Source organism: Streptomyces sp. NPDC005898 (genome assembly GCF_040629635.1).
Lineage (GTDB): Bacteria > Actinomycetota > Actinomycetes > Streptomycetales > Streptomycetaceae > Streptomyces.
The window spans coordinates 41382-67239 of sequence record NZ_JBEXWC010000015.1; the positions used below are offsets into that span (position 1 = coordinate 41382).

Consider the following 25858-nt stretch of genomic DNA (forward strand, 5'->3'; position numbering starts at 1 on the left):
CGGGGCGCGGGGAACGGCGCGCCAAGCCACACGAAACCCGTACGGGGGGCCGACGGAAACCCGGTCAGGGGCGCGGGGAACGGCGCGCCAAGCCACACGAAACCCGTACGGGGGGCCGACGGAAACCCGGTCAGGGGCGCGGGGAACGGCGCGCCAAGCCACACCAAACCCGCACCGGGGAGCCGACGGAAACCCCCTCAGGGGCGCGGGGAACTGCGCAACCACGGCCGGCCCCACCCACCCGCAGCCGACCAGACAAGCGAAGCCACCCTCGCCCCCGCCCCGGGGAAACAACGAAAAGGGCGCCCGCCCCGACACCGGAAAACCCCCGGCGGGAACAGGCGCCCAGCACAAACCGCCCAAGCCCCGCAGGGCTACGCCGCTTTGGCCTTCGTGGCGTACATGTCCACGTACTCCTGCCCGGACAGCAGCATGACCTCCGTCATCACCGAGTCCGTCACCGCCCGCAGCACATACCGGTCGCGGTCCATCCCGTCGTACCGGGAGAACTCCATCGGCTCACCGAAGCGCACCGTCACCTTGCCGGGCCGCGGCAGCCCCTTGCCACCCGGCTGGAGCTTGTCCGTGCCGATCATCGCGAAGGGCACGACGGGCGCGCCGGTCATCAGGGTCAGCCGGGCGATGCCCGTACGGCCCCGGTACAGCCGCCCGTCGGGCGACCGCGTCCCCTCGGGGTAGATGCCGAAGACCTTGCCGTCGTCGAGAACGCGCCGACCGGTCATCAGCGCGGCGACACCGCCACGCCCGCCGTCGCGGTCCACGGGGATCATGCCGACGCCGGTGAAGAACCACGCCATGAGGCGGCCCTTGAGGCCCTTGCCGGTGACGTACTCGTCCTTGCCGATGAAGAACACCGGACGCTTGGTGACCAGCGGCAGGATCATCGAGTCGATGAACGTGAGGTGGTTTCCGGCCAGAATGACGGGCCCGGTCCCGGGAATGTTCTCGGCGCCTTCTACCCGTGGGCGGAACATCAGGCGCAAGATCGGTCCGAGCACTGCCTTGATGAGCGCTAGACGGGACAACAGGCCCTCCGATGTCAACGGGTAGACGACGAGTAAACGCAGGTGAGGACGATACTCGCGGGCCGCCGCCGTTTGCACATCGGGTTCACGCACTCGATACGCGCTGTTGACATGGTTCCGTGCGGTCCTGCCCTGGTCCGTCGCCCTTGTGACGACGGTAGCGCCGCGAGGAGGGTGTGGCCCGAAGTAGTGGTCCTTGTCACGCCCCCACTTCGCTCCACGTAGCGACCGGCACAGTGACCTGCCCAGCGACCGCACAGCGGCCGCCCCGCACCGCCGCCACGCACACTCGCCATGCCGCGTCACCCTCACGTTCCGTCCAGGGTCTCCCACCCGTCACTCGCGGCCACCTACGATCAGTCCCGCTTTGTCAGGTGCAAGGCGGAGGCACATCGGGAGGAGCGCCAATGGCGACGCAGGAGTCGGGTCAGCAGCAGCCGGGGACGAGCCGGGGGCGTCGAGCGGTCCTGGGGGCGGCGCTCGCCGGCGCGGGCACGGCCGTGGTGGGGCTGCCCGGCGTGGCGAGAGCCGACCAGCGGCACGATCACGGGCACGGGCACGGCGGGTACGAGAGCCTGCCCAAGCCGACCGTCGTCGCGCACCGGGGGACCAGCGGCTACCGGCCCGAGCACACGCTCGGCTCGTACCAGCTGGCCCTGGACATGGGCGCCCACGTCATCGAGCAGGACGTCGTGCCCACCAAGGACGGTCATCTCGTATGCCGTCACGAGAACGACATCACCGCGACGACGGATGTCGCGGCGCACCCCGAGTTCGCGTCCCGCAAGACCACCAAGTCCGTCGACGGCACCCCGCTCACCGGCTGGTTCACCGAGGACTTCACGCTCGCCGAGCTGAAGACGCTGCGCGCCAAGGAGCGCATCCCGGGCACCCGCCAGCGCAACACCCTCTACGACGGCCGCTGGGACGTGCCCACCCTCGAAGAGGTCCTCGAGTGGGCCGAGAAGGAGGGCCGCAGGCGCGGCAGGCCCGTCTGGCTGCACATCGAGACCAAGCACCCCACGTACTTCCGCAAGCTGGGCCTCGGCCTCGAAGAGCCCCTGGCCAAGCTGCTGCGCCGGTACGGCCGCCACAAGAAGAACTCGCCGAACTTCCTCCAGTCCTTCGAGCCCAGCAGCATCCAGCGCCTGGCCGAGCTGGTCTCCGCGCCGCGCGTCGTGCTCCTGTCGGGCGCCACCAGCCGCCCCTGGGACTTCGTCGAGGCCGGCGACCCGCGCACCGTCGCCGACCTGATCAAGCCCGAGGGCCTGCGGTGGATGGCACGGTTCGCGCAGGGCATCGGCCCCACGCTCGACCTGATCATCCCCAGGAAGGCGGACGGCAGCCTCGGCACGCCGACCACGCTCGTCGACGACGCGCACGACGCCGACCTGATCCTGCACCCGTACACGATGCGCAACGAGAACACCTTCCTGCCCGCCAACTTCCGCAAGGGCACGGACCCGACCGCGTACGGAGACGCCTTCGGCGCGTTCAAGGCCTACTTCGAGACCGGCATCGACGGCATCTTCTCCGACAACGCGGACACCGCGCTGCTGGCCGCCGCCGACTTCGCCAAGGACTGAGCGGAACCTCGCCAAGGGCGGACGGCGTCAACGGCGGATCGAACACACCCGGTTGGGGTGAGTGACGGCCGCTCCGGAAACCTCGCACCGGAGCGGCCGCGTCCCGCCGGACATGACGTACGACCTCATTCCCGCGCTGATCCCCGCCCTCGGCCCGCTGCTCGCCGCCGAGGCGTCCGCGGAGGCACTCGGCCACGGCGACGATCCCGGCGACCTCGAACAGGCGGTCTGGCTGCGGCTGTTGGAGCGCCTGGAGTCGAAGGGCCCGCCCGCCGACCCGGCGCGGTGGGTGCGCGGCGCCGTCCGGTCGGAGGCGCGCCGCTCCAGAAGCGCCGCCCGGCGCGAGAGGGCGTACGCGCAGGAGCCCGCCGACGACTTCGAGCCCGGCCCCGAACAGCGCGCCCTGAGCGCCGACCGACGCCGCAGCCTGTACGCGGCGGTCCGCAGACTGCCCGGCCGCTGCCCCCGCATCATGGCCGCGCTGCTGTCCCCCAAGGACCTCACCTACCGGGAAATCGCAGGGGAGTTGGGAATGTCACAGGGCAGTCTGGGGCCGGAACGTTCCCGATGCCTGGGATGCCTGCGCAGAATGCTGGCGGCGGAGGTTGCAGCTCCTGAACCGCGGGGAATGGAGCGTTAGACAACCGGTGGAGCAGGTGAGCGGGAGGCATGCACACATGGGCATGAGCGTGACCATCTCGGAGGCGGCGGAAGCGGACGCCGAGCAGATCCTCAAACTGCAGTACCTCTGCTACCAGAGCGAGGCCGAGCTCTACGGCGACTACTCGATCGAGCCGCTGACCCAGACCCTCGACTCCATCAAGGCCGAACTGACCACGGGCACCGTCCTGGTGGCCCGCCTCGGCGACGAGGTGGTGGCCTCCGTGCGCGGCACGGCCGACACCGACGGCACGGCGCGGATCGGCAAGCTCATCGTCCACCCCAGGATGCAGCGGCACGGCCTGGGCGGCCGCCTCCTGCTCGCGATCGAACGCCGGCTCGGCGCGGACAGCACCACCAAGTGCTTCCAGCTCTTCACCGGCCACCGCAGCGAACAGAACCTCCAGCTCTACCGCAAGCACGGTTACGCCCCCGTGAAGACCGAGCGGGTCAACGACCGCCTCACGGTCGTGACCCTCACCAAGGACTCCGACACCCGGGCGTACGCGACGAGCGCCTGACCGAGCCAGCGCCCGCAGCGTGCGCGCGGGCGGCGGGCGCGGCGCTCAGCGTCCCGTCCGCCGCGCCCGCACCAGCCAGAAGATCGCCGTCACCGGCAGGATCACCGGGATGAACAGGTAGCCCATCCCGAAGTCCGACCAGACCGTGGCGTCCGGGAAGGCGGAGGGGTCCGCCAGTGTCCACGTCCCGACGGCCAGTACGCCCGCCAGCTCGGCGGCGCAGCACACCAGCGCCGCCCGGCGGGCCGTCTCGCCGCCGCGCACCAGCGAGTACGTGATGAAGCCGTAGACGAGGCCCGCGAGCGCCGACAGCGAGTAGGCGAGCGGGGCCTTGTCGAAGTCCGTCGAGATCTGGACCGCCGAGCGCGACACCGCGCCGACGACCATCACGCCGTACAGCCACAGCAGCAGGATGCCCGGCCCCGTGATCAGCTTCCGGCGGGGCTCGTCCTTGACGCCCTCTTCGGTGTCCGTCATCTCAGCCGCCCCAGATGTCGTAGAGCCGTACCTGGAGCACGGCGAGGACCACGCCGCCCGCGGCGACCGTCAGGGAGCCCCAGCGGGTGCGCTCCGCGAGGGACATGAAGCCCGCCGCCGGGACGCACGCGAAGGAGCCGAGCAGATACGCCACGAAGATCGTCGTGCCCTGTTCCGGGTCCTCGCCGCGCGCCAGCTGCACGACACCGACGATCAGCTGGACCAGGGCGAGCAGCGTCACCACGCCCATGCCGATGAAGTGCCAGTCCTTGGTCGGCTGGTCGCGGTACGCGGCGAAACCGCACCAGGCGGCGAGGGCGAGCGCGGCCACGGCGGTCGCGATCGTCAGGGCAACAAGCATGCCCGTGACTTTATTACGTGCCCTTTGACCCGATGCGGGTGCCCCCGGCGCCCCACGTACGCTGGGACGCCATGAAGATCCAGGCCGAAGCGCTCCTGTTCGACAACGACGGCACCCTCATCTCCTCCCTGGAGTCGGTCCACCGCTGCTGGACGCGGTGGGCCGGCGAGTACGGGATCACCCCCGAGGAGTTCGCCCGGGTCGAGCTGCACGGCCGCCCCGCCGCCGAGATAGCCGCCGACCTGCTGCCCCCGGAGAAGCTCCCCGGGGCCGTCGCCCGCATCGAGGAGCTGGAGGTGTCCGACGTGGCCGGCGGCGTCCACCTGCTGCCCGGCACCCGCGCCCTGCTCGACTCGCTCCCCATGGACCAGTGGGCCGTGGTCACCTCCGCCACCCGCGTCCTGGCCGAGGCCCGGCTCGCCGAGGTCGGCATCCGCCCCGCGCTGCTGATCGCCGCCGACGACATCACGCGCGGCAAGCCCGACCCGGAGCCCTTCCTGCTCGCGGCCGACAAGCTCGGCGTCGACCCGGCGCGCTGCGTGGTGTTCGAGGACGCCCCGGCGGGACTGGCCGCGGGCCGCGCCGCCGGCATGACGACCGTGGCGTTGGCCACAACCCACGACGCCGTCGAGCTGTCCGCGGACTTCCTGGTCAAGGACCTCTCCGCCGTGTCCGCGCAGGCCACGGCGGGCACCGTGGAGATCACCGTCGCCGGCTGACCGTCCCGCCCGTCCCGCCCGCCCCCGTCCCACCGCTGTCCGCTATTCGGACAGCGGGGGTGGACGGTGGGCTCACGCGTGTTTTACTTGGGCCCATGACCACGACGAGCAGCCGCACCCTTGCGACCGAGGCGATCACGACGCCCGGTGCTCGTTGTATGTGTCGAATGTGCGCCTTCTGAGGGCCCCCGCACCACCGAAGAGCCTCGCGCCCCGAAGCGAAGCCGCTGTGCCGCGCCCCTGCCCGACGTACGCGACGAAAGCCGTACCGACGCAGGAAGCGAGCTAGCCCCGCGCACACGTCCTCCGGTTCCGATCGCCACCGCGAGAACCGTGCCGCGTTCCGAACGAATGCCCCGTGCCCGGCCACACCCGCGCCGCGCACTCGACAGTGACGGAATCCCCTGTGATCACCACTTCCGGCCTCACCAAGGTCTACCGCTCACGCGGTCGTGAAGTAACCGCCCTCGACGGAGTCGACCTGCACGTCCGCGAGGGTGAGGTGTACGGCGTCATCGGCCAGTCCGGCGCCGGCAAATCCTCGCTGATCCGCTGCGTCAACCTCCTGGAACGCCCCACCTCCGGCACCGTGACCGTCGCCGGCCAGGACCTCACCGCCCTCGCCGGCCGTGGCCCGCGCGCCGGCCGGGAACTGCGCCGGGCCCGCAGCCGCATCGGCATGGTCTTCCAGCACTTCAACCTGCTCTCCTCGCGGACCGTGCAGGACAACGTCGAGCTGCCGCTGGAAATCCTCGGCCTCTCCGGCCAGGAGCGCTCCCGCAAGGCCCTCGCACTGCTCGACCTCGTCGGCCTCGCCGAGAAGGCGAAGTCCTACCCGGCGCAGCTCTCCGGCGGCCAGAAGCAGCGCGTCGGCATCGCGCGCGCCCTCGCCGGCGACCCGAAGGTGCTGCTCTCCGACGAGGCGACCAGCGCGCTCGACCCGGAGACCACCCGCTCCATCCTCCAGCTGCTGCGCGACCTCAACCAGCAGCTCGGTCTGACCGTCCTGCTCATCACCCACGAGATGGACGTCGTCAAGAGCGTCTGCGACTCCGCCGCCCTCATGGAGCGCGGGCAGATCGTCGAGTCCGGCACCGTCAGCGAACTGCTCGCGACGCCCGGCTCCGAGCTGGCCGCCGCGCTCTTCCCCGTCAGCGGCGAGGCCACGGGCGACGACCGCACTGTCGTCGACGTCACCTTCCACGGCGACGCCGCGACCCGGCCGGTCATCTCCCAGCTGTCACGCACGTACAACATCGACATCTCGATCCTGGGCGCCGCGATGGACACCGTCGCGGGCCGCCAGGTCGGCCGCATGCGCATCGAACTGCCCGGCCGCTTCGAGGAGAACGTCGTCCCGATCGGGTTCCTGCGCGAGCAGGGCCTTCAGGTCGACATCGCGGGCGAGGGGCCCGTACCCGCGCCCCGGGACGAGAAGCTGCTGGTCAAGGAAGGTGCCAAGTGACCTGGTCGGAGATGCAGCCGCTGCTGGAGCAGGCGTGTTGGGACACGCTCTACATGGTGGGCTGGTCGACGCTGATAGCCGTCGTCGCCGGACTGCCGCTCGGTGTCCTGCTCGTCCTCACCGAGCGTGGGGCACTTCTGCAGAACGCCGTGCTCAACAAGGTCATCGGGCAGGTCGTGAACATCGCCCGCTCGATGCCCTTCATCATCCTGATGGTCGCCCTGATGGGCTTCACGCGCTGGGTGACCGGCACCACCATCGGCCGTGAGGCGGCCCTCGTACCGCTCGCCGTCGGCGCCATCCCGTTCTTCGCGCGCCTGGTGGAGACCTCCATCCGCGAGGTCGACGGCGGGCTCGTGGAGGCCGTCCAGTCGATGGGCGGCTCCACCTGGACCGTCGTACGCAAGGTCCTCGTCCCGGAGTCGCTGCCCTCGCTGATCTCCGGCGCCACCACCACGATCGTCGCGCTCATCGGCTACTCCGCGATGGCCGGCACGGTCGGCGGCGGCGGCCTCGGCGACCTCGCGCTGCGCTACGGCTACCAGCGCTTCGAGACCGAGCTGATGTGGATCACCGTGGCGATCCTCGCCGTGGTCATCTCGATCATCCAGTTCGCGGGCGACTACGCGGCCCGCAGGCTGCACAAGCGCGGCGGTGGCTCCGGTCCGCTGCTGCTGTTCCGGCCGCTGCGCGGGGCGCTGCCCGCCACCGCCGCCGCCGAGTCGGCCATCGAGACCGCCGAGGCCACGCAGGCCCCCGGCACCACCCCGGCCGCACAGGTCACCAAGGCCACCCCGGTCACGGAGACCACCAAGGCCACCCAGGCCACCCAGGTCACCAAGACCGGCTGACCGGGCGCAGGCCCGCAGACCGCCCCGCCCACCCGTGCGGGGCAGCACCACCCCTGGAGAAAGGCACTTTTCGTGCGTAACACCGCCAAGATCACCACCGCTGTCCTCGCCGCCGGAGCCCTCACCCTCGGGCTGAGCGCCTGCGGCTCCGAGAAGGGCTCCGCGGGCGACAAGGACGGCGCGCTCGTCGTCGCCGCCACCCCGACGCCACAGGGCCAGATCCTCGACTACGTCCAGAAGAACCTCGCCAAGAAGGCCGGCCTCGACCTGGAGGTGAAGGAGTTCACCGACTACGTCACGCCGAACACCGCCGTCCAGCAGGGCGAGGTCTTCGCGAACTACTTCCAGCACAAGCCGTACCTGGACGACTTCAACAAGAAGAACGGCACGGACATCGTGCCCGTCCCGGGCGCCACCGTGCACCTGGAGCCGCTCGGCGTGTACTCCAAGGGCGTCAAGAAGCTCGGTGACCTGAAGGACGGCGCCACCGTCGCCGTCCCGAACGACACCACCAACGAGGCCCGCGCGCTCAAGCTGCTCGCGGACAACGGCCTCATCGAGCTGAAGAAGGGCGTCGGCTACGACGCGACCCCCAAGGACGTCGCGAAGAACCCGAAGAACCTCAAGTTCAAGGAGCTGGAGGCCGCCCAGCTGCCCCGCTCCCTGAGCGACGTCGACGCCGCGGTGATCAACGGCAACTACGCGCTGGAGGCCAAGCTCAGCCCCGCCAAGGACGCCCTCGCCGCCGAGAAGGCCAAGGGCAACCCGTACGGCAACTTCCTCGCCGTGAAGAAGGGCGACGAGAAGGACCCGCGCGTCAAGAAGCTCGCCAAGCTCCTCACCTCGCCCGAGGTCAAGAAGTTCATCGCCGACAAGTACGACGGCGCCGTCGTCGCGGCGTTCTGATCATGCGTACGACCGTCATCGCCGCCGCGGCGGGCACCCTGGCCCTCGGCCTCGGGCTCACCGCGTGCGGCGGGGGCGCCAAGGGGTCCGGCGGCGACCAGCTCGTCGTCGGGGCCACCCCGACCCCGGCCGGCGAAGTCCTCACGTACATCCAGGAGCACCTCGCGAAGAAGGCGGGGCTCGACCTGAAGATCACGGAGTTCACGGACTACGTCACGCCGAACACCGCGCTCCAGGAAGGCTCGCTCGACGCCAACCTGTACCAGCACACCCCGTACCTGAAGGACTTCAACGCGTCCAAGAAGACGGACCTGGTGCCGGTCACCGAGGTGTACCTGCCGCCCATGGGCGTGTACGCCAAGAAGACCGAGGACATCGGGAAGCTGAGGCGGGGCGCGACCGTCGCCGTCCCCAACGACACGACCAACGAGGGCCGGGCGCTGCAACTGCTCGCCACCAAGGGCGTCATCGGGCTCAAGAAGGGCGTCGGCACCACCGCGACGCCCGAGGACATCACCGCCAACCCGAAGAAGCTCACCGTCAAGCCGCTCGACCCGGCGCAGCTGCCCCGCTCCCTCGACGACGTCGACGCCGCCGTCATCAACAACAACTACGCGCTCGACGCCGGGCTCAGCCCCAAGAAGGACGCCATCCTCCTGGAGTCGCCGAAGCACAACCCGTACAACAACGTCCTCGCCGTCAAGAAGGGCGACGAGGACGACCCGCGGGTGCGCAAACTGGCGAAACTGCTCACCTCACCTGAGGTGCGGCGCTTCATCGAGGACAAGTACCAGGGCTCCGTCCTGCCCGTCGACAGGACGCCCGCCGACGGGAACTGACGGACAGTCCGCTGCCGCCCGCACCCGGGGTCCCCTCCTCAGGAAGGAGCGGACCCCGTGGTGCGTCCGCGCGCCCGCATGCTGCATGCTGGGCACTTCAGCAGGCCCGAGGTTCCAGGTTACGGAGCGGCGCATGACAACCTTCCCCGACATCTCCCTCAGCACGGAGCGGTTGGTGCTGCGCCCGTTCGAGGACGCCGACGTCGCCGCCTACGCGGAGATGATGAACGACGAGATGGTCACCGCCTGGACCTCCGTGCCCCAGCCCTACACCGAGGCCCACGCCCGCGACTGGATCACCCGCCTCGCCCCGGCCGAGCGCGACGAGGGCCGCGGCATCGCCCTCGCCGTCACGGAGTTCCTCACCCAGCGCCTGGTCGGCCTCGTCCACCTGCGCAACACCGACTGGCGGGTGCGCGCCGGCGAGCTGAGCTACGTCATCGCCCCCTGGGCCCGCGGCGAGGGCTACGCCTCCGAGGCGGCGCTCGCCACCGCCCACTGGCTCTTCGACGACCAGGCCTTCCAGCGCATCGAGCTGCGCACCGCCGCCGACAACACCGCCGCCCAGCAGGTCGCCCAGAAGATCGGCTGCGTCAGCGAGGGCGTCCTGCGCGGCGCCTGGATAGCGCGGACGAGGAACGGCGGCGACCCCTTCGGCGGCTGGATCGAGCTGCGCACCGACCTCATCGTGTGGAGCCTGCTGCCCGAAGACCTCGAAGGCGTCTCCGACAGCTTCGCCGAGAGCGGCTTCTCCGCCTTCTCCGACTGGAACTGAACCCGACTCGCCCCTCGCCCGGCACGCCCGCCCGGCTCCCCGGCATCCCCGAGTCCCACCAGGTACGCTCGCCCGTGGCCGCGTGCGCGGTCGCCCCCCCGCAACCGCCGCCCCGCACTGCAGACCCGCGAGAACCCAGGAGACAGACCAAGATGGCCGACCGGGTCACGGTGATCGGCTGGGACGGAACGCCACTGACCGACGCGGCACACTCCGCGCTCCGCGCCGCCACACTCGTCGCCGGCGCCGGCCACCACCTGGCACTGGACGAGATCCCCGCCCGGGCCGAACGGATCCGCCTCGGCAGCGTGAGCCTCGCCGCCCGCCGCATCGCCGCCCACCGCGGCACCGCCGTGGTCCTCGCCGACGGCGACCCCGGCTTCTTCGGCGTCGTACGCACCCTGCGCGCCCCCGAATTCGGCCTGGAGGTCGAAGTGGTGCCCGCCGTCTCCTCGGTCGCCCAGGCCTTCGCCCGCGCGGGCATGCCCTGGGACGACGCCGAGGTCGTGGTCGCCCACCGCCGCTCCCTGCGCCGCGCCGTGAACGTCTGCCGCGCCCACACCAAGGTCGCCGTCCTCACCTCGCCCGGCGCGGGCCCCGCCGAACTGAGCCTGCTGCTCCAGGGCGTCCACCGCACCTTCGTCATCTGCGAGGAGCTGGGCACCGACCGCGAGCGGGTCACCGTCGTCACCTCCGACAAGGCGGCCGACCACACCTGGCGCGACCCGAACGTCGTCATCGTCGTCGGCGGCTCCGGCACCGTCCCCTCCTCCGACACCGGCTGGATCGCCGGGCGCGAACCGTCGCTCTCGCCGCGCGGCTGGGCACTGCCCGCCGCGGAGTACGGCGGCGACATCTGGCTCGGCGAGGGGGAGAACGACCGGCTGCGGGCCGCCCAGCTCGCCCGCCTCGGACCGCGTGCCGGCGACCTCGTCTGGGACATCGGCTGCGGCAGCGGCGCCTTCACCGCGGAGGCGGCCCGCTTCGGCGCCGCCGTGATCGCCGTCGACCGCGACGCCGACGCCCTGGGCCGCACCACCGCCGCGGTACGCCGCTTCGGGGTCCAGGCGCAGACCGTCCACGGCGTCGCGCCGCACATCCTCGAAGACCTGCCCGAACCCGATGTCGTACGCGTGGGGGGCGGGGGAGCGGCGGTGGTCTCCGCGGTGGCCGACCGCCGTCCCGAGCGCATCGTGACGCACGCGGCGACCCGCGACGCGGCGGAGCTCGTCGGCCGGGACCTGTCCGAGCACGGGTACGTCGTCGAATGCGCCCTCCTCCAGTCCGTCGAGATGGACACCCGCGGCTGGCGGGAAGAGAAGCGGACAGTGGCATTCCTGCTGTCCGGGAGGTTGCCGGACCGTTCCCCGTGACCCTGCCGCGGCGGGGTGCGGGGTAGGCTGGCCGATCGTTGTACCGCACCCGGGTGCCCGGCAATTCATTGGTCAAGGTCCGGAAAGTCCACCCGTTCCGGGGGGCCGGTGTGGTACGGCGGGACCGGAGGACGCGCAACGTGGCGCAGTCCACAGCGGACCGTGGCCGATCAAGCTGCCATGGGGGCGGGCCGACCGGGACAATGCTGGTTGTCCGGTACGCGGTTCGTGCCGCCCGGCGCGCACGCTCGTTGAGGAAGACGGGCGGTTGGTGCGCCGCTCCGGTCGATGGGGCCTCCCCGGCCGAAGGCCGCGGGGCGGTCGAAGAAGCACTAACCGATGGGCGAGGGGTTACGCATGACCGACACCGGCCAGATCCCGGGTGAGGGGCTGCCGGAGGGCGCAGGCAACGGTGTCCCTTCCGGCCCCGTGCAGGGCATGGGGGCGCGGCAGCCGGGCGTTCCCGCTCCGGGTGCGTATACCTTCGTGGACCCCGCCGACCCCTCCGAGAACCCCGCCGACGACGACGATCTGCTGCTGATGCCGGGTGCCCAGGGGGCGTGGAGCGAGGCGCAGGCGCAGGCCGCCGCCCAGGCCCAGGCCGCGCAGGCCGCTCATCAGCCGGGCCCGCACGAGACCGCGGGCCGGGACAGCGGCTCGGTCGACCTGAACGGCGTCCGCATGCCCGGCGCCGTGTCCGCCGCGTCCCACGCCGGCTCTTCGCGACGTCCGCTGCACCACGGTCCCTCGGGCCCCGCGGTGCCCGACAGCTCGGGCAGCCCGGTGCGGACGCTCGCCGACCGGGGCCCCGCCGGGGCGACCACCGCGCAGCAGGCCGTGCCGGCGCGGCACGCGGCGCCGCCGGCCGCCGGGCCCGAGTACCTGGACGCCCCGCGCGACGACGCGGCCACGTCCGGACCGCGGCTCGGCGAGATCCCCTCGCAGGGCGGCGCCCCGCAGACCGCCGAGCAGGCGCCCGCGCCGGAGCCGGAGCAGCTGCCCGAGGCCCAGCACGAGCCGTACGCCGCCTCAGCAGAAACGGTCGTCCCAGCGGTGTCAGGGGCCACTGAGGCCACCGAGGCCACTGACGTCACGGCCGCACCGCAGCCGGTGGCGGCCGGGGTGACCGAGATCGCCGGGGCGGTTGAGGCGGTTGAGGCGCCGCAAGCCCACGAGGCCCTGCCGGCCCAGGAGATGGCCCAAGCCCCGCAGACTCCGGACGCACCGCAGGCCCCCCAGGCGTCCGTGACTATGGACATGCCCCAGCCTGTGGTGACCGCCCAGGCTCCAGAGGCACCGCAGGGCTCCGAGGCGCCGCAGGCTGCCCAGATGCCCGTAGCCCACGACATGCCTGAGGCCGTCGCGCCCTTGCAGGCTCCGGAAGCGCCGCAGGCCCCCCAGGCGCCGCAGGTCGCGGAAGCCGCCCCTCCGGTCCAGGAGGTGCCGGAAGACGCTCCCGCCGCGCCCATCGCGCCGCCCGCAGCCGAGGCGTACGCGGACCAGACGGCGCACACTGCCGAGACGGCCCAGGCAGCGGAGACGGTGCAGGCGCCGGTTCAGCCGGTCGAGACGACCGAGGCGGCGCAGGCGGCCGAGATCGACCAGCCGGTCGGGACGGCCGAAACTGCGCAGGCGTTCGAGACGACCTCAGCGACCGAGGCGGCTCAGGCGGTCGAGACGGCCCAGGCGACCGAGGTGGCACAGCCGGTCGAGGCGGCACAAGCGGCCGTCGAAGCGGCACAAGCGGCCGTCGAAGCGGCACAAGTGGCCGAGGCCGCTGAGGCCGCCGCCGCGACCGTGGACCCGGCTGCCGCCGCGACCGTGGACCCGGCCATCACCGCGAGCGCCGATCCGACCGTCCCCGCACCCGTGGCTCCCCCCGCCCCGGAAGCCGTCCCGTTCCCGGACGCGGCTGACGCCGTCGCTGCCCAGGCCGGACCCGACGCGCAGACCGGCGCCGATTTCAGCGCCGACGTCACTGCCGGGCCCGACGTCGTGCCCGGCGCTTTCCCCGAGCAGGCCGCCGGGGTGGACCAGGGCCAGCCGGTGTTCGCTGAGGCGGTGTCCACCGCCGTGAACCAGCCCGGTCCCGACGCGCATACCGGCGCCGATTTCAGCGCCGACCTCGCTGCCGGGCCCGACGTCGTGCCCGGCGCTTTCCCCGAGCAGGCCGCCGGGGTGGACCAGGGCCAGCCGGTGTTCGCCGAGGCGGTGTCCACCGCCGCGAACCAGCCCGGTCCCGACGCGCATACCGGCGCCGATTTCAGCGCCGACCTCGCTGCCGGGCCCGACGCCGTACCCGGCGCTTTCCCCGCGCAGGCACCTGCGGTGGACCAAGAGCAGCCGGTGTTCGCCGAGGCGATGCCCGCCGCCGGGAACCAGCCCGCGTTCGCCGTCGCCTCCGCCCAGCCCTGGGGCAGCGCGCAGGCGGGGCAGGCCGATTTCGCCCCCGGCACCGCCCAGGGCGCGTACGCCGCGGCCGTCGCCGCCCAGGGCCACGCGCCGAACGGCGTGCTCCCGGCCGAGGCCCGACACGCCGCACCCGGCCGGCCCCACCCCGAACAGCAGAGCCCGCAGGGCGCCGACGCGCCGGAGTACGCGCCGCTCACCGACGAGCAGGGCGAGGTCCCCGAGCCCCTGCCCATCGGCCGGTTCGTGCCGGTCGAGGGCTCCGTCCCGACCACCCCGCACCTCGCGCCGACGCCGCCGCGCCCCCTGGTCATCCCGCAGGACGACCTGGAGGCCGAGCAGTTCGCCGTCCAGCGGCCCATCGGCGCCCCGGCCGAGCCCACGGAGCCCGAAGGCGCCGTCCCCGCCGTCCCCATGCCCGCCCCGCGCGACGGCGCCGAGCCCATGGCGGTGGACGCCGGGCAGGCCGCCGAGGCCGCGCCGTCCGTGGATTCCCCTGTACCTCCGGTGGTGGCCCCGGCCGAGTTCCCGGCCGCCCCCGGAACGGCCGACCCGGCCGACGAGTTGGACGAGGCCGACGAAGTCATCTCGTTCGAACCGATCGAAGCGAACGAAGTGACCGAAGTGGCCGAAGCACCTGAGATGGCCGAAGTGGCCGAAGCACCCGCGATGACCGAAGCACCCGCGACCGAAGCACCGCAAGCGCCGCAAGCGCCCGAGACGGCGGAAGGCCCCGAGCTCCTCGCGGCCGGCGACGCCCCGGAAGCGGCCCAGGCACAGGCACCGGTACCGGCCGCCGCCGAAGCCCCGGGCCTCCTCATCATCGAAGAGGACCCCGCGGAGGCGGCCGCGCCCCTGACCTCCCCGGGCACCGCGGCGCCCGGCTACGCCGACGCCGAGCGCGAGGCCGTGCTGCGCGTCATGCGCGAGCGCCGCGACATCCGCAACGGCTTCCGCCGCGACCCCATCCCGCACGAGGTGCTGCTGCGCGTCCTGGAAGCGGCCCACACGGCACCGTCCGTCGGCCACTCCCAGCCCTGGGACTTCGTGGTCATCAAGTCCGCCGAGACCCGGCGCACCATGCACGAACTGGCCCAGCGCCAGCGCGACGCGTACGCCAAGTCCCTGCCCAAGGGCCGCGCGAAGCAGTTCAAGGAACTGAAGATCGAGGCCATCCTCGACACCCCGGTGAACATCGTCGTCACCGCCGACCCCACCCGCGGCGGCCGCCACACCCTCGGCCGGCACACCCAGCCGCAGATGGCCCCCTACTCCTCGGCGCTCGCCGTCGAGAACCTCTGGCTCGCCGCCCGCGCCGAGGGCCTCGGCGTCGGCTGGGTCAGCTTCTTCGACGAGCGCGAGATGGTCCGCGCCCTCGGCCTGCCCGAGCACCTCGAAGTCGTCGCCTACCTCTGCGTGGGATACGTCGACGAGTTCCCGGACGAGCCCGAGCTGATGCAGGCCGGCTGGTCCAAGCGGCGCCCGCTGTCCTGGGTCGTCCACGAGGAGACGTACGGCCGCCGCGCGCTGCCCGGCGAGGACCCGCACGACCTGCTCGCGGAGACCGTCACCAACATCCGCCCGCTGGACGCCAAGGCGCTCGGCGAGGCGTGGGAACGCCAGAAGCGGATGACCAAGCCGCCGGGCGCCCTCGGCATGCTGGAGATCATCTCCGCCCAGCTCTCCGGGCTGTCCCGGATGTGCCCGCCGCCGATCCCGGAGCCCGCGGCCGTCGCGATCTTCGCGGGCGACCATGGCGTGCACGCCCAGGGCGTCACCGCCTGGCCGCAGGAGGTGACCGCGCAGATGGTCGCCAACTTCCTCGGCGGCGGCGCGGTCTGCAACGCCTTCGCCAACCAGGTGGGCGCCGAGGTCTGCGTCATCGACGTGGGCGTGGCGAGCGAACTGCCGGCCACGCCGGGCCTGCTGCCCCGCAAGGTCCGCGCGGGCACCGCCGACATGACGACCGGGCCCGCCCTGACCCGCGAAGAGGTCAAGGCGGCCATCGAGGTCGGCGTCGAGACGGCCCGCGACCTCGTGGCCGCGGGCAACAAGGCGCTCCTCACCGGCGAGATGGGCATCGCGAACACCACCGCGTCCGCGGCGCTGATCTCCGTCTACACCGAGGTGGACCCCGCCGAGGTCACCGGCCGGGGCACCGGCATCAACGACGAGATGCACGCCCGCAAGGTCGAGGTGGTCCGGCGCGCCCTGGAGCTGCACCAGCCCGACCCGGCCGACCCGATCGGCGTCCTCGCGGCGGTCGGCGGCCTGGAGCACGCCGCCATGGTGGGCCTCCTCCTGGGCGGCGCGTCCCTGCGCACGCCGGTGATCCTGGACGGCGTGAGCGCCGGCGCGGCCGCCCTGGTCGCCCGCGCCATCGCCCCCGAGGTCCTCGCGGCCTGCATCGCGGGCCACCGCAGCGCCGAGCCCGGCCATGTCGCGGCCCTCAACAAGCTGGGCCTGCGCCCGCTGGTCGACCTGGACCTGCGTCTCGGCGAGGGCACGGGCGCGCTGCTCGCCCTGCCGATCGTCCAGAGCGCCGCCCGCGCGATGCACGAGGTGGCCACGTTCGACTCGGCGGGCGTCACCGAGAAGTAGCCGAGCCGGGGCGAGCACCCCACGCGGCGGAGCCGCACGGTGTCGCAGCCGCGGCGGGGCGGGGCTCGGGGGAAAACCCCGACCCCGCCCCCGCCATACTGAACCCGCACGTCAACGCAGCCGCTCCACCGCCGCAGCGGCCCGCACCCCTCAAGACTCCGCCCGTACGAGGAGCCGCACAGCCATGGCCGAACACCCCGCCTACCCCGTAGGCCTCCGCCTCGAAGGCCGCCGCGTCGTCGTCCTCGGCGGCGGCCAGGTCGCCCAGCGCCGGCTGCCCGCCCTGATCAAGGCAGGCGCCGACGTCCTCCTCGTATCCCCCTCGGCGACCCCCTCGGTGGAGGCGATGGCCGACGCGGGCGAGATCACCTGGACCCGGCGGCGCTACGAGGACGGCGACCTCCAAGGCGCCTGGTACGCCCTGATCGCCACCAGCGACGCCGACGCCAACACCCGCGCGTCGGCGGAGGCGGAGGCGCACCGCGTCTGGTGCGTACGGTCCGACGACGCCGAGGCGGCCACCGCCTGGACCCCGGCCACCGGCCGCTCCGAGGGCGTCACCGTCGCCGTGCTCAGCAGCGACGTGCAGGACCGCGACCCGCGCCGCACCGCCGCCATCCGCGACGCGGTCGTGGAGGGCCTGCGCGACGGCAGCCTCGTCGCCCCGCACCTGCGCACCCGGACCCCGGGCGTCGCCCTGGTCGGCGGCGGCCCCGGCGACCCCGACCTGATCACCGTGCGCGGCCGCCGGCTGCTCGCGGCGGCGGACGTCGTCATCGCCGACCGGCTCGGCCCGCGCGACCTCCTGGACGAACTGCCGCCGCACGTCGAGGTCATCGACGCCGCGAAGATCCCCTACGGGCGCTTCATGGCCCAGGAGGCCATCAACAACGCCCTGATCGAGCACGCCAAGCAGGGCAAGGCCGTCGTCCGGCTCAAGGGCGGCGACCCCTACGTGTTCGGGCGGGGCATGGAGGAGGCGCAGGCCCTCGCCGAGGCGGGCATCGCCTGCACGGTCGTGCCGGGCATCTCCAGCTCGATCTCGGTCCCCTCCGCCGCGGGCATCCCGGTCACCCACCGGGGCGTCGCCCACGAGTTCACGGTGGTCAGCGGCCACGTGGCGCCCGACGACGAGCGCTCCCTGGTCGACTGGCCCGCCCTGGCCAGGCTGCGCGGCACGCTCGTGATCCTGATGGGCGTCGACAAGATCGGCAAGATCGCCGAGGCCCTCATCGCCCACGGCCGTACGGCGGACACCCCGCTGGCGCTGATCCAGGAGGGCACCACGGCCGCCCAGCGCCGCGTGGACGCCACGCTCGGCACGGTCGCCGAGGCGGTCCGCACCCACGAGGTCCGGCCCCCCGCGGTCATCGTCATCGGGGACGTCGTCCGGGTCGGCCCGCAGGCCCTGGCCTAGACAGGCGGGGGCCCTGGCCCGCCATCCGAGTAACCAGCGGTAACGGAACACGCTCCCGGCCGTTGGCACCCCACCCACGACAAGGCAGTATCACCCTGTGGCTGATCTCATCACCGTCGACGACCCCGACGACCCCCGCCTGCGCGACTACACGGGCCTGACCGACGTCGAGCTGCGCCGCAGGCGCGAACCGGCCGAGGGCCTGTTCATCGCGGAGGGCGAGAAGGTCATCAGACGGGCCAAGGACGCCGGCTACGAGATGCGCTCGATGCTGCTGTCGGCCAAGTGGGTCGACGTCATGCGGGACGTCATCGACGAACTCCCCGCACCCGTGTACGCGGTCAGCCCGGACCTCGCCGAACGGGTCACCGGCTACCACGTGCACCGCGGCGCCCTGGCCTCGATGCAGCGCAAGCCGCTGCCCACGGCCGACGAACTCCTCGCGACCCACCGCCGGGTGGTCGTCATGGAGGCGGTGAACGATCACACGAACATCGGTGCGATCTTCCGGTCGGCGGCCGCCCTCGGCATGGACGCGGTGCTGCTCTCGCCGGACTGCGCGGACCCCCTCTACCGGCGCTCGGTGAAGGTGTCGATGGGCGCGGTCTTCTCGGTGCCGTACGCCCGTCTGGAGTCCTGGCCCAAGGGCCTGGAGGGCGTGCGCGAGGCCGGTTTCAGCCTGCTCGCCCTGACCCCGGACGAGAAGGCGAAGTCCCTGGACGAGGTGGCCCCGCACCGCATGGACCGCGTCGCGCTGATGCTCGGCGCGGAGGGCGACGGCCTCTCCACCCAGGCCCTGGTCGCGGCCGACGAGTGGGTCCGCATCCCGATGACCCACGGCGTGGACTCGCTGAACGTGGGCGCGGCGGCGGCGGTCGCCTTCTACGCGGTGGCGACGGGACGCCCGCACCTCTGACGGGACGCCCGCACCTCTGACGGGGCGCCCGTGCCTCCGACCGGGCATCCGTGCCCCCGATCGGGCATCCGTGCCTCTGACGGGGTGTCCGCAGCCCTGACGGGGCGCCCGCATCCCTGACCGGACGCCCGCACCTCTGACGGGACGCCCGTGCCCCTGACGGGGTGTCCGCATCCCTGACGGGACGCTCGCACCTCTGACGGGGCGCCCATATCCCTGACGGGGCGTCCGCATCCCTTACCGGACGCCCGTAACTCCTGCGGCCCCCGTCAGGTGCCGGGCGTCTGCCCCGGCTCGGCCGGGCCGCTCTGGGACGTCGTCCCCCGCTGCGGCACGTCCACGTCGCCGAGGCTCCGCGCGGGACCCTGGCAGCCCTGCGCCGCCGCGATGCCCAGCGCCACCAGCAGGGTGACGACCACGAACACGAACAGCCGCTGGCGCAGCAGCCGCGGATTGGCGGGCATCATCCTGCGCCCCGACCCGCTGGTGCGCGGCCCCTGCCTGCCGGTGCCGCTGCGCGGGGCGGGCCTGGCGCCGGAACGCGGCGCGTTCCGCGCGGCCGACGGCCGGGACCCGGTCCGCGAGACGCCGGGCCTGGACGCACCGGTCCGTGAGGAACCAGTCCGTGAGGAACCAGTACGTGAGGAACCGGTCCGCGAGGTGCCCGGCCGGGGCGCGGCGGGGCGCGGCGGGGGAGTGCCGCCGGGGGCGGGCCGCCGCTGGGTGCGCTGTTCGGCGTAGCTCTCGGCGAGCCGTCCCGTCGGCCGGTCGTGGTCCTGACGCGGCGCCGGGGGCCGTACGTCGCCGAGGCCCTGCGCCTCCCGGGCGGCGATCTCCTTGAGGCGCAGCGACAGTTGCAGCGTGCTCGGCCGCTCCTCGGGGTCCTTGGCGAGGCAGGCGCGGATCAGCGGCGCCAGGGAATCCGGCACGCCGTGCAGCTGCGCCTCCTCGTGCACCACCCGGTACAGCATGACCTCGGAACTGCCCTGCCCGAAGGGTGAGTCGGCCATGCCCGCGTACGCGAGGGTCGCGCCGAGCGCGAAGACGTCGGTGGCGGGTGTGACGGCGGCGCCCCGCACCTGCTCGGGGGCGAGGAAACCGGGCGAGCCCACGGCCGTCCCCACGTGCGTGAGCGTCGAGGCGCCGGTGGCCCACGCGATGCCGAAGTCGATGATCCGGGGCCCCTTGGGGGACAGCAGGATGTTCGACGGCTTCAGGTCGCGGTGGACGACACCCGCCTCGTGCACGGCGACGAGCCCCTCGGCGAGGGCCGAGCCGACCACGGCCACGTCGGCCGCGGCGAGCGGCCCCTCGGCGGCGACCTTGTCGTGCAGCGAGGGACCGGGGACGTACTGCGTGGCGAACCACGGCCGGTCCGCGTCGAGGTCGGCGGCGACGAGCCGCGCCGTGCAGCCGCCGCGAATGCGCCGGGCGGCAGAGACCTCGCGGGCGAACCGCGACCGGAACTCCTGATCCTCCGCCAGGTCCGGCCGGATCACCTTCAACGCGACGCGCTGGCCCCGCCGGTCGGAGCCCAGATAGACGACACCCATGCCGCCGGCGCCCAGGCGCCTGTGCAGCCTGAACGAGCCGACGACACGCGGGTCCTCGCGCCGGAGCCGCATCATCGCCATGTCCATCCCCGCTACCCGGTCCGTCTGACGAGCCACAGCTTACGTTTCCACGGGCGGGCACGTGCAGAGGCCGCGCCCTCGCGAGGCGATCGATTGTCAGTGCCGGGTGGGAAAATCGAAGAGTGGTCAGGGAGCGGGGGACACGCGGCCGTTGGCGCCGGCCCCGACTCCAACCATCCAGCGCCGAAGGGGGATTGATCCCGTGAAGGGTGACCGCGTGGAGATAGTCGTGGACGCGGGGGACACGACGAAGACGTACGAGGTGGTGGCGAGCCGGGCGGGCCGACGGGTGGAGACGGCGGTGCGCAGAGGAGTGGTGGAAGTGAGCGAAGTCACCCGTACCGGCTCGGTGGTGCGTACGGCCAGGTTCATGGCGACCCGGGTCCTGGCCCTGGTCGAGCAGCCCGTCCCCAGGGCGGACGACTCCGAGACCTCGGCCCGCCCCCTCCGGGAAGACCCTGAGACCTAGGTCTCCGTCTCCACCCAGGGGAGTACATGCGCGGGGGCCGCTCATCCTCCGGGAGGCCGACCAATCGGTACGAGGGCATGACGCCAGGGGGTGTCCACCCACCTAAATTTGAGGTCAAGCGGCGAGTGCAGCACTCGTCCCCCGAGGTCAGCCACTCGCCGCTGCCAGATCCACATCGGAAACGGTCAGGAGAGGAACCATGGCGGACACGGCACCGCGGACCATGCTCCGCACGCAGGGGCGCAGGTTCTCCGCGTTCGGCGCCCGCCCGTCCGGCACGCGCCACCCGCTGGTGGCGACGGCCATGGTCCTCCCGCTGGCAGCCCTGCTCGTGGTCGTCTTCGGCGGCTGGGAAGCAGTGGTCACACAAGCGTCGTCCGTAGGCGTGATGCTGGGGCGCTGAGCGGCGCCCCGGGCCCGGAAGAGCGGTCCGGGCGGGGACATCCGGCCAGGAAACCCCGTGGGGACGGGGGTGCGGCGGACGGCACAGATGCCCGCGCAGCTGGGGAGCTGCGCGGGCATCACCACGCCCACGAGCCCCTCGGACGAGCCGCTCCGAGTAACCGCCCGGGGGCGCCCGACCCACCCCCACACCGTCCCCGCCAGTCACCGGGGCCCGTCAGTCCAGCGAGTCCGGCGGCCCGCTCGTTCTCCCGCCCGTTCGGGCGCGACCCCTGATCACACCAGCGGAGTGCCGGAGCGTGTCCGCCCTGCCCGCCCCCACGCCAGCCCCGACAGTCACCGGGGCCCGTCCGTCCAGCGAGTCCGGCGGCCCGCTCGTCCTCCCGCCCGTTCGGGCGTAGGCCTGACCACATCAACGGAGCGCCGGATGCGCTCGCCCCCGCCTGCCCCCGCAGGAGGCCCCCGCCCCGGACTGCGTACGCTTCGGCCGGTAAGTCCGCCCACGTACCCCAGGGGACCCGTGACCACCCTCCTCCCCGCGCTGGCCGCCACGGCCCGTCGCGCCGCTCACCCGCGTGCGGGCCACTGCCGCTGCGGTGCGGGCGAAGGCGTCGGTGCCGTTCTCGCGGACCGTCCTGACGCCACCGTCGTGCGCCACGGCGACATCGTCGCGAAGGCCCACGCCGAGGAGACGGAACCGGCAGACCTGGCGGTACGCCTCGCCGTGGCCGAGCGACTCCCGGACGTCCTGCTGCCGCCCCTGTCCGCCGTCCCCACCGCGCTGCACGGCCGCCTGGTCACCTGCTGGCCCCACGGCACCCCCGTGGACCGCGACGACCCGGACGCGGCCCCTTGGGAGGCCGCCGCCACTCTCCTGGCGAGGTTGCACCGCACCGACCCGGCGGCCCTCCCGAGCCCGCTGCCCGCCATGCGGGGCCCGGCCAAGGCGGCCCGCGCCGTCGGGCGTCTCCGCGCGGCCGGTCCGCATCGCGCCGCGCCCACGGTCCTGCGGGCCTGGCGGGCCCTGCCTGCCTGGGCGCGCGACGAGGGCCCCGCCCCCGGCCCGCCGCGCCTGTGCCACGGCGACCTCCACCTCGGCCAGCTCGTGCGCACCCCGGACGGCACCTGGCTGCTGATCGACGTGGACGATCTCGGCGCGGGCGACCCCGCCTGGGACCTGGCCCGCCCCGCCGCCTGGTACGCGTGCGGACTGCTCGCCCCGCAGGAGTGGACCCGCTTCCTGGACGCCTACCGCGCGGCCGGCGGCCCGGCCGTGCCGGCCGGCGGCGCCGACCCCTGGCCGGCCCTCGACGTCCCGGCCCGCGCGCTGACCGTGCAGACGGCCGCCCTCGCGATCGCCAAGGCCGTCGCCGCCGACCGCCCCCTGGACGAGGTCGAGCAGGCCGTGATCGACGCCTGCGGCCGGATGGCCCCGGCCTGAGCCGAGGGTCCGCCCGCCCGCCCGAGTTGGCCCGGGAGGCGACGAAGTAGGGTGCGACGCACCGAAGCCGGGCAGAGATCCGGCGAAGCAGTCACCACCGGCGAGGAGTTGAGCCGTCCATGCAGTGCCCCAAGTGTCACGCACCGATGCACACGTACAACCGCAATGGCGTCCAGATCGAGCAGTGCAGCGGCTGTCGCGGCATCTTCCTGGACTACGGCGAGCTGGAGTCCCTGACCCGCCTGGAGGCCCAGTGGGGCGGCCAGCAGGCCCCGCCGCCGCCCGCGCCCCCGCAGGCCTACCCGGCCGCGCCGGCCCCCGCCTGGGGTGCCCCGCACGGCGGCCACGGCGGTCACTACGGGCACGGCAAGCGCCACCAGAGCTTCGGGCACATGCTCTTCTCCTCCTGAGAAGCCCCGGAACGACGAAGCCCCCGGCCGTGGAGACGGCCGGGGGCTTCGGGGGTGGTGCGCGATACTGGGATTGAACCAGTGACCTCTTCCGTGTCAGGGAAGCGCTCTCCCGCTGAGCTAATCGCGCGGGCTTGTCCTGCGTGTGCTGCGTACTGCGTGCGCGATACTGGGATTGAACCAGTGACCTCTTCCGTGTCAGGGAAGCGCTCTCCCGCTGAGCTAATCGCGCGGGTTCGACCTTCGGGAGCACACCGTCGAGACGGTCTCCGTAAAGATCAGTGGACGATACTGGGATTGAACCAGTGACCTCTTCCGTGTCAGGGAAGCGCTCTCCCGCTGAGCTAATCGTCCTTGGAGGTGGAGACGGGATTTGAACCCGTGTAGACGGCTTTGCAGGCCGTTGCCTCGCCTCTCGGCCACTCCACCAGGAGTGCGGGGTCTCGGGAAGATCCCCCACGTTCCTGCGAGCGGACGACCAGGTTCGAACTGGCGACCTCAACCTTGGCAAGGTTGCGCTCTACCAACTGAGCTACGTCCGCTTGTCTTTCCCGGCCCGCTTGCGCGTCCCGGCGACGTGTTGAACTCTAGCGGATTCCTGGGCCAGTACAAAAACGCGTTTGCGCAGCGTGCTGCGCTGTCGCCGGTCCGGGGCGCCGCCAGGACGCCGGTCATAGACTCGCAGCCGTGCACAACCCCCCTCCGGCGTCCTCACCGGCGCTCCCTCCCATGGCGCGGTTCGGCGGCCTCGTGGCCACCGGCCTGCGCGACGTGACCAGCGACCCTTCGGCCCTGGACTCCGCCGGCTTCTGGGCGGTGTCCGCGGATTTCGAGGGAGGTCTGGTCTGCGCCCGCTTCGACGACGTACGCGAAGAGGCCGTGCCCGCTCCCGTGCCGGGGAGGTGGCAGGGGCCCGCGAGCGGCGACTGGACGTCCTCCCTCGACCGCGCCGCGTACACGGAGGGCGTACGAAGGGTGCGCGCGTACATCGCGAAGGGCGAGGTCTATCAGGCGAACCTCTGCCGAATTCTGTCCGCGCCCGTCCCGCCCGACGCCGACGTGGACGCCCTGACGGCCCTCCTCGCGCGCGGGAACCCCGCCCCGTACGCAGGAACGATTCGCCTGCCCGCGCACGGCGTGGAGACGGCCACCGCCTCCCCGGAGCTCTACCTGCGCCGCCGGGGCCGCGTCGTGGAGTCCGGCCCCATCAAGGGCACCGGGCGCACGGAGGCGGACCTCCTGGACAAGGACTACGCCGAGAACGTGATGATCGTGGACCTCGTCCGCAACGACCTGGGGCGCGTCTGCGCGACCGGCTCGGTGACGGTCCCAGACCTCTGCGCGGTGGAGAAGCACCCCGGCCTCGTCCACCTCGTCTCCACCGTCCACGGCGAGCTGTGCCCGGACGCCGGCTGGCCGGAACTGTTCGCGGCGACCTTCCCGCCCGGCTCCGTCACCGGCGCCCCCAAGTCCAGCGCCCTGCGGATCATCGAGGAACTGGAGACGGCCCCCCGGGGCCCGTACTGCGGTGGCATCGGGTGGGTGGACGCCGACCGGGGCACCGGAGAGCTGGCCGTCGGCATCCGGACCTTCTGGATCGACCGGGCCGAGGGAATGCTGCGCTTCGGCACGGGAGCGGGCATCACCTGGGGCTCGGACCCCGAGGGGGAGTGGCGGGAGACCGAGCTGAAGGCCGCGCGGCTGCTGGCGGTAGCGTCGGGGGCGTACGAAGCGAGCGGAGGAACCTGAACGTGAAGATATGGCTCAACGGCGGGCTGCGGGACATCGACTCCGCGCGGGTCTCCGTGCTCGATCACGGCCTCACGGTGGGCGACGGCGTCTTCGAGACGGTGAAGTCCGTCGAGGGCAGGCCCTTCGCCCTCACCCGCCACCTGGACCGGCTCGCCGGCTCCGCGCGGGGCCTCGGGCTGCCGGAACCCGACCTCGACGAGGCGCGCCGCGCCTGCGTCGCCGTCCTGGAGGCCAACCCGCTGCCCCTGGGACGCCTGCGGATCACCTACACCGGAGGCCTGTCGCCGCTCGGCTCGGACCGCGGCGACCAGGGCACCACCCTGATCGTGGCCCTCGGCGAGGCCGTGCGCCGCCCCGACGCCACCGCCGTGATCACGGTCCCCTGGACCCGCAACGAACGCGGCGCCCTGACCGGCCTGAAGACCACCTCGTACGCGGAGAACGTCGTCGCCCTCGCCCGCGCCCACGAGAAGGGCGCCTCGGAGGCGCTGTTCCCGAACACCGTCGGGCAGCTCTGCGAAGGCACCGGCTCCAACGTCTTCGTCGTGCTCGACGGCGAGATCCTCACCCCGCCGCTCGCCTCCGGCTGCCTCGCGGGCATCACCCGCGCCCTGGCCGTCGAATGGACGGGCGCCCGCGAGAGCGACCTGCCGATGGACGTCCTGGAGCGCGCCGACGAGGTCTTCCTGACCTCGACCCTGCGCGACGTCCAGGGTGTCCACCGCATCGACGGGCGCCAGCTGACCGCCGCCCCGGGCCCGGTGACCACCAAGGCGATGCGGACGTTCGACGAGCGGGCCGCCGCTGATCTGGATCCCTGAGCCGCGG

Annotated in this window: 23 protein-coding genes and 5 tRNA genes; 19 read left to right on the forward strand and 9 right to left on the reverse strand. The window is 72.9% G+C overall.

All coding sequences use genetic code 11. The features are described 5' to 3' along the window. Nucleotides 1-374: 374 nt before the first annotated feature. Nucleotides 375-1064, reverse strand: a complete 690-nt coding sequence (locus tag ABZ385_RS20810; protein ID WP_358577910.1) for a lysophospholipid acyltransferase family protein — start codon at nucleotides 1062-1064, stop codon at nucleotides 375-377. A 389-nt stretch (nucleotides 1065-1453) separates the two neighbouring features. Between ABZ385_RS20810 and ABZ385_RS20815 the strand changes: the two genes are divergently transcribed. From ABZ385_RS20815 to ABZ385_RS20825, 3 genes are all read left to right on the forward strand, one after another. Continuing rightward, complete coding sequence (locus ABZ385_RS20815) at nucleotides 1454-2632, forward strand: glycerophosphodiester phosphodiesterase (RefSeq protein WP_358912541.1); 1179 nt, start codon at nucleotides 1454-1456, stop codon at nucleotides 2630-2632. Nucleotides 2633-2744: 112 nt separating this feature from the next. Beyond that, on the forward strand, nucleotides 2745-3272 hold the full coding sequence (locus ABZ385_RS20820; protein ID WP_358577914.1) for a sigma-70 family RNA polymerase sigma factor: 528 nt from the start codon (nucleotides 2745-2747) through the stop codon (nucleotides 3270-3272). Nucleotides 3273-3309: 37 nt separating this feature from the next. Beyond that, nucleotides 3310-3813: a GNAT family N-acetyltransferase gene (locus ABZ385_RS20825; RefSeq protein ID WP_358577917.1), complete on the forward strand. Its 504-nt coding sequence runs from the start codon at nucleotides 3310-3312 to the stop codon at nucleotides 3811-3813. A 45-nt stretch (nucleotides 3814-3858) separates the two neighbouring features. Here ABZ385_RS20825 and ABZ385_RS20830 read toward each other — a convergent pair whose 3' ends face one another. Beyond that, nucleotides 3859-4290 (reverse strand): hypothetical protein, encoded by a 432-nt coding sequence (locus ABZ385_RS20830; protein WP_358577919.1) that lies wholly within the window; start codon nucleotides 4288-4290, stop codon nucleotides 3859-3861. Between the two features lies 1 nt (nucleotide 4291). Next, nucleotides 4292-4651: a hypothetical protein gene (locus ABZ385_RS20835; protein WP_358698360.1), complete on the reverse strand. Its 360-nt coding sequence runs from the start codon at nucleotides 4649-4651 to the stop codon at nucleotides 4292-4294. Between the two features lie 71 nt (nucleotides 4652-4722). On the opposite strand from ABZ385_RS20835, the gene ABZ385_RS20840 reads away from it, so the two are divergent. The 10 genes from ABZ385_RS20840 (at nucleotide 4723) to ABZ385_RS20885 (ending at nucleotide 18922) form a co-directional block, all read left to right on the forward strand. After that, nucleotides 4723-5370: an HAD-IA family hydrolase gene (locus tag ABZ385_RS20840; RefSeq protein WP_358912543.1), complete on the forward strand. Its 648-nt coding sequence runs from the start codon at nucleotides 4723-4725 to the stop codon at nucleotides 5368-5370. Nucleotides 5371-5776: 406 nt separating this feature from the next. Continuing rightward, nucleotides 5777-6835: an ATP-binding cassette domain-containing protein gene (locus tag ABZ385_RS20845; protein ID WP_358577927.1), complete on the forward strand. Its 1059-nt coding sequence runs from the start codon at nucleotides 5777-5779 to the stop codon at nucleotides 6833-6835. Next, the gene (locus tag ABZ385_RS20850) at nucleotides 6832-7686 is read left to right on the forward strand and encodes a methionine ABC transporter permease (RefSeq protein WP_358577929.1); all 855 of its coding nucleotides are present in this window, start codon (nucleotides 6832-6834) and stop codon (nucleotides 7684-7686) included. Before ABZ385_RS20845 ends, ABZ385_RS20850 begins: the two co-directional genes overlap by 4 nt. A gap of 72 nt (nucleotides 7687-7758) precedes the next feature. After that, nucleotides 7759-8592: a MetQ/NlpA family ABC transporter substrate-binding protein gene (locus tag ABZ385_RS20855; RefSeq protein WP_358577931.1), complete on the forward strand. Its 834-nt coding sequence runs from the start codon at nucleotides 7759-7761 to the stop codon at nucleotides 8590-8592. 2 nt (nucleotides 8593-8594) lie between these two features. Continuing rightward, nucleotides 8595-9431: a MetQ/NlpA family ABC transporter substrate-binding protein gene (locus ABZ385_RS20860; RefSeq protein WP_358912544.1), complete on the forward strand. Its 837-nt coding sequence runs from the start codon at nucleotides 8595-8597 to the stop codon at nucleotides 9429-9431. A 133-nt stretch (nucleotides 9432-9564) separates the two neighbouring features. Next, on the forward strand, nucleotides 9565-10206 hold the full coding sequence (locus ABZ385_RS20865; protein WP_358912546.1) for a GNAT family N-acetyltransferase: 642 nt from the start codon (nucleotides 9565-9567) through the stop codon (nucleotides 10204-10206). Nucleotides 10207-10358: 152 nt separating this feature from the next. Next, a complete protein-coding gene (cbiE, locus tag ABZ385_RS20870; RefSeq protein ID WP_358912548.1) occupies nucleotides 10359-11579 on the forward strand; it encodes a precorrin-6y C5,15-methyltransferase (decarboxylating) subunit CbiE in 1221 nt (406 codons plus the stop codon). A gap of 357 nt (nucleotides 11580-11936) precedes the next feature. Beyond that, entirely contained in the window at nucleotides 11937-16589 is a 4653-nt protein-coding gene (cobT, locus tag ABZ385_RS20875; protein WP_358912550.1) for a nicotinate-nucleotide--dimethylbenzimidazole phosphoribosyltransferase, read from the forward strand. A gap of 184 nt (nucleotides 16590-16773) precedes the next feature. Beyond that, complete coding sequence (gene cobA / locus ABZ385_RS20880; protein WP_358577941.1) at nucleotides 16774-18006, forward strand: uroporphyrinogen-III C-methyltransferase; 1233 nt, start codon at nucleotides 16774-16776, stop codon at nucleotides 18004-18006. Between the two features lie 97 nt (nucleotides 18007-18103). Continuing rightward, nucleotides 18104-18922, forward strand: coding sequence for an RNA methyltransferase (locus ABZ385_RS20885; RefSeq protein WP_358912552.1), 819 nt, complete (start codon nucleotides 18104-18106; stop codon nucleotides 18920-18922). A 269-nt stretch (nucleotides 18923-19191) separates the two neighbouring features. On the opposite strand, the gene ABZ385_RS20890 is transcribed toward ABZ385_RS20885, so the two are convergent. Then, entirely contained in the window at nucleotides 19192-20562 is a 1371-nt protein-coding gene (locus tag ABZ385_RS20890; RefSeq protein WP_358912633.1) for a serine/threonine-protein kinase, read from the reverse strand. Between the two features lie 196 nt (nucleotides 20563-20758). Between ABZ385_RS20890 and ABZ385_RS20895 the strand changes: the two genes are divergently transcribed. The 4 genes from ABZ385_RS20895 (at nucleotide 20759) to ABZ385_RS20910 (ending at nucleotide 23278) form a co-directional block, all read left to right on the forward strand. Then, complete coding sequence (locus ABZ385_RS20895; protein ID WP_358912554.1) at nucleotides 20759-21025, forward strand: hypothetical protein; 267 nt, start codon at nucleotides 20759-20761, stop codon at nucleotides 21023-21025. A gap of 199 nt (nucleotides 21026-21224) precedes the next feature. Next, entirely contained in the window at nucleotides 21225-21428 is a 204-nt protein-coding gene (locus ABZ385_RS20900) for a hypothetical protein (protein ID WP_358912556.1), read from the forward strand. Between the two features lie 519 nt (nucleotides 21429-21947). Beyond that, a complete protein-coding gene (locus ABZ385_RS20905; protein WP_358912558.1) occupies nucleotides 21948-22868 on the forward strand; it encodes an aminoglycoside phosphotransferase family protein in 921 nt (306 codons plus the stop codon). Nucleotides 22869-22987: 119 nt separating this feature from the next. Next, nucleotides 22988-23278, forward strand: a complete 291-nt coding sequence (locus tag ABZ385_RS20910; RefSeq protein ID WP_358577952.1) for a zf-TFIIB domain-containing protein — start codon at nucleotides 22988-22990, stop codon at nucleotides 23276-23278. 55 nt (nucleotides 23279-23333) lie between these two features. Here ABZ385_RS20910 and ABZ385_RS20915 read toward each other — a convergent pair. The 5 genes from ABZ385_RS20915 to ABZ385_RS20935 form a co-directional block, all read right to left on the reverse strand. Next, a tRNA-Val gene (locus ABZ385_RS20915) sits at nucleotides 23334-23408 on the reverse strand. Between the two features lie 30 nt (nucleotides 23409-23438). Further along, nucleotides 23439-23510, reverse strand: a tRNA-Val gene (locus ABZ385_RS20920). A gap of 50 nt (nucleotides 23511-23560) precedes the next feature. Beyond that, a tRNA-Val gene (locus ABZ385_RS20925) sits at nucleotides 23561-23632 on the reverse strand. A 1-nt stretch (nucleotide 23633) separates the two neighbouring features. Then, nucleotides 23634-23707, reverse strand: a tRNA-Cys gene (locus ABZ385_RS20930). Nucleotides 23708-23747: 40 nt separating this feature from the next. Beyond that, nucleotides 23748-23820, reverse strand: a tRNA-Gly gene (locus ABZ385_RS20935). A 187-nt stretch (nucleotides 23821-24007) separates the two neighbouring features. Between ABZ385_RS20935 and ABZ385_RS20940 the strand changes: the two genes are divergently transcribed. Beyond that, nucleotides 24008-25027, forward strand: a complete 1020-nt coding sequence (locus ABZ385_RS20940; protein WP_358577973.1) for a chorismate-binding protein — start codon at nucleotides 24008-24010, stop codon at nucleotides 25025-25027. A 2-nt stretch (nucleotides 25028-25029) separates the two neighbouring features. After that, on the forward strand, nucleotides 25030-25851 hold the full coding sequence (locus tag ABZ385_RS20945; protein ID WP_358912560.1) for an aminodeoxychorismate lyase: 822 nt from the start codon (nucleotides 25030-25032) through the stop codon (nucleotides 25849-25851). Nucleotides 25852-25858 lie beyond the last annotated feature (7 nt).

Coding starts and splice junctions, on each gene's coding strand:
- ABZ385_RS20825 (WP_358577917.1), top strand. CDS start 3,310: ATGGGCATGAGCGTGACCATCTCGGAGGCGGCGGAAGCGGACGCCGAG.
- ABZ385_RS20900 (WP_358912556.1), top strand. CDS start 21,225: ATGGCGGACACGGCACCGCGGACCATGCTCCGCACGCAGGGGCGCAGG.
- ABZ385_RS20820 (WP_358577914.1), top strand. CDS start 2,745: ATGACGTACGACCTCATTCCCGCGCTGATCCCCGCCCTCGGCCCGCTG.
- ABZ385_RS20940 (WP_358577973.1), top strand. CDS start 24,008: ATGGCGCGGTTCGGCGGCCTCGTGGCCACCGGCCTGCGCGACGTGACC.
- ABZ385_RS20860 (WP_358912544.1), top strand. CDS start 8,595: ATGCGTACGACCGTCATCGCCGCCGCGGCGGGCACCCTGGCCCTCGGC.
- cbiE (WP_358912548.1), top strand. CDS start 10,359: ATGGCCGACCGGGTCACGGTGATCGGCTGGGACGGAACGCCACTGACC.
- ABZ385_RS20815 (WP_358912541.1), top strand. CDS start 1,454: ATGGCGACGCAGGAGTCGGGTCAGCAGCAGCCGGGGACGAGCCGGGGG.
- ABZ385_RS20835 (WP_358698360.1), bottom strand. CDS start 4,651: ATGCTTGTTGCCCTGACGATCGCGACCGCCGTGGCCGCGCTCGCCCTC.
- ABZ385_RS20890 (WP_358912633.1), bottom strand. CDS start 20,562: ATGGACATGGCGATGATGCGGCTCCGGCGCGAGGACCCGCGTGTCGTC.
- ABZ385_RS20840 (WP_358912543.1), top strand. CDS start 4,723: ATGAAGATCCAGGCCGAAGCGCTCCTGTTCGACAACGACGGCACCCTC.
- ABZ385_RS20865 (WP_358912546.1), top strand. CDS start 9,565: ATGACAACCTTCCCCGACATCTCCCTCAGCACGGAGCGGTTGGTGCTG.
- cobT (WP_358912550.1), top strand. CDS start 11,937: ATGACCGACACCGGCCAGATCCCGGGTGAGGGGCTGCCGGAGGGCGCA.
- cobA (WP_358577941.1), top strand. CDS start 16,774: ATGGCCGAACACCCCGCCTACCCCGTAGGCCTCCGCCTCGAAGGCCGC.
- ABZ385_RS20830 (WP_358577919.1), bottom strand. CDS start 4,290: ATGACGGACACCGAAGAGGGCGTCAAGGACGAGCCCCGCCGGAAGCTG.
- ABZ385_RS20910 (WP_358577952.1), top strand. CDS start 22,988: ATGCAGTGCCCCAAGTGTCACGCACCGATGCACACGTACAACCGCAAT.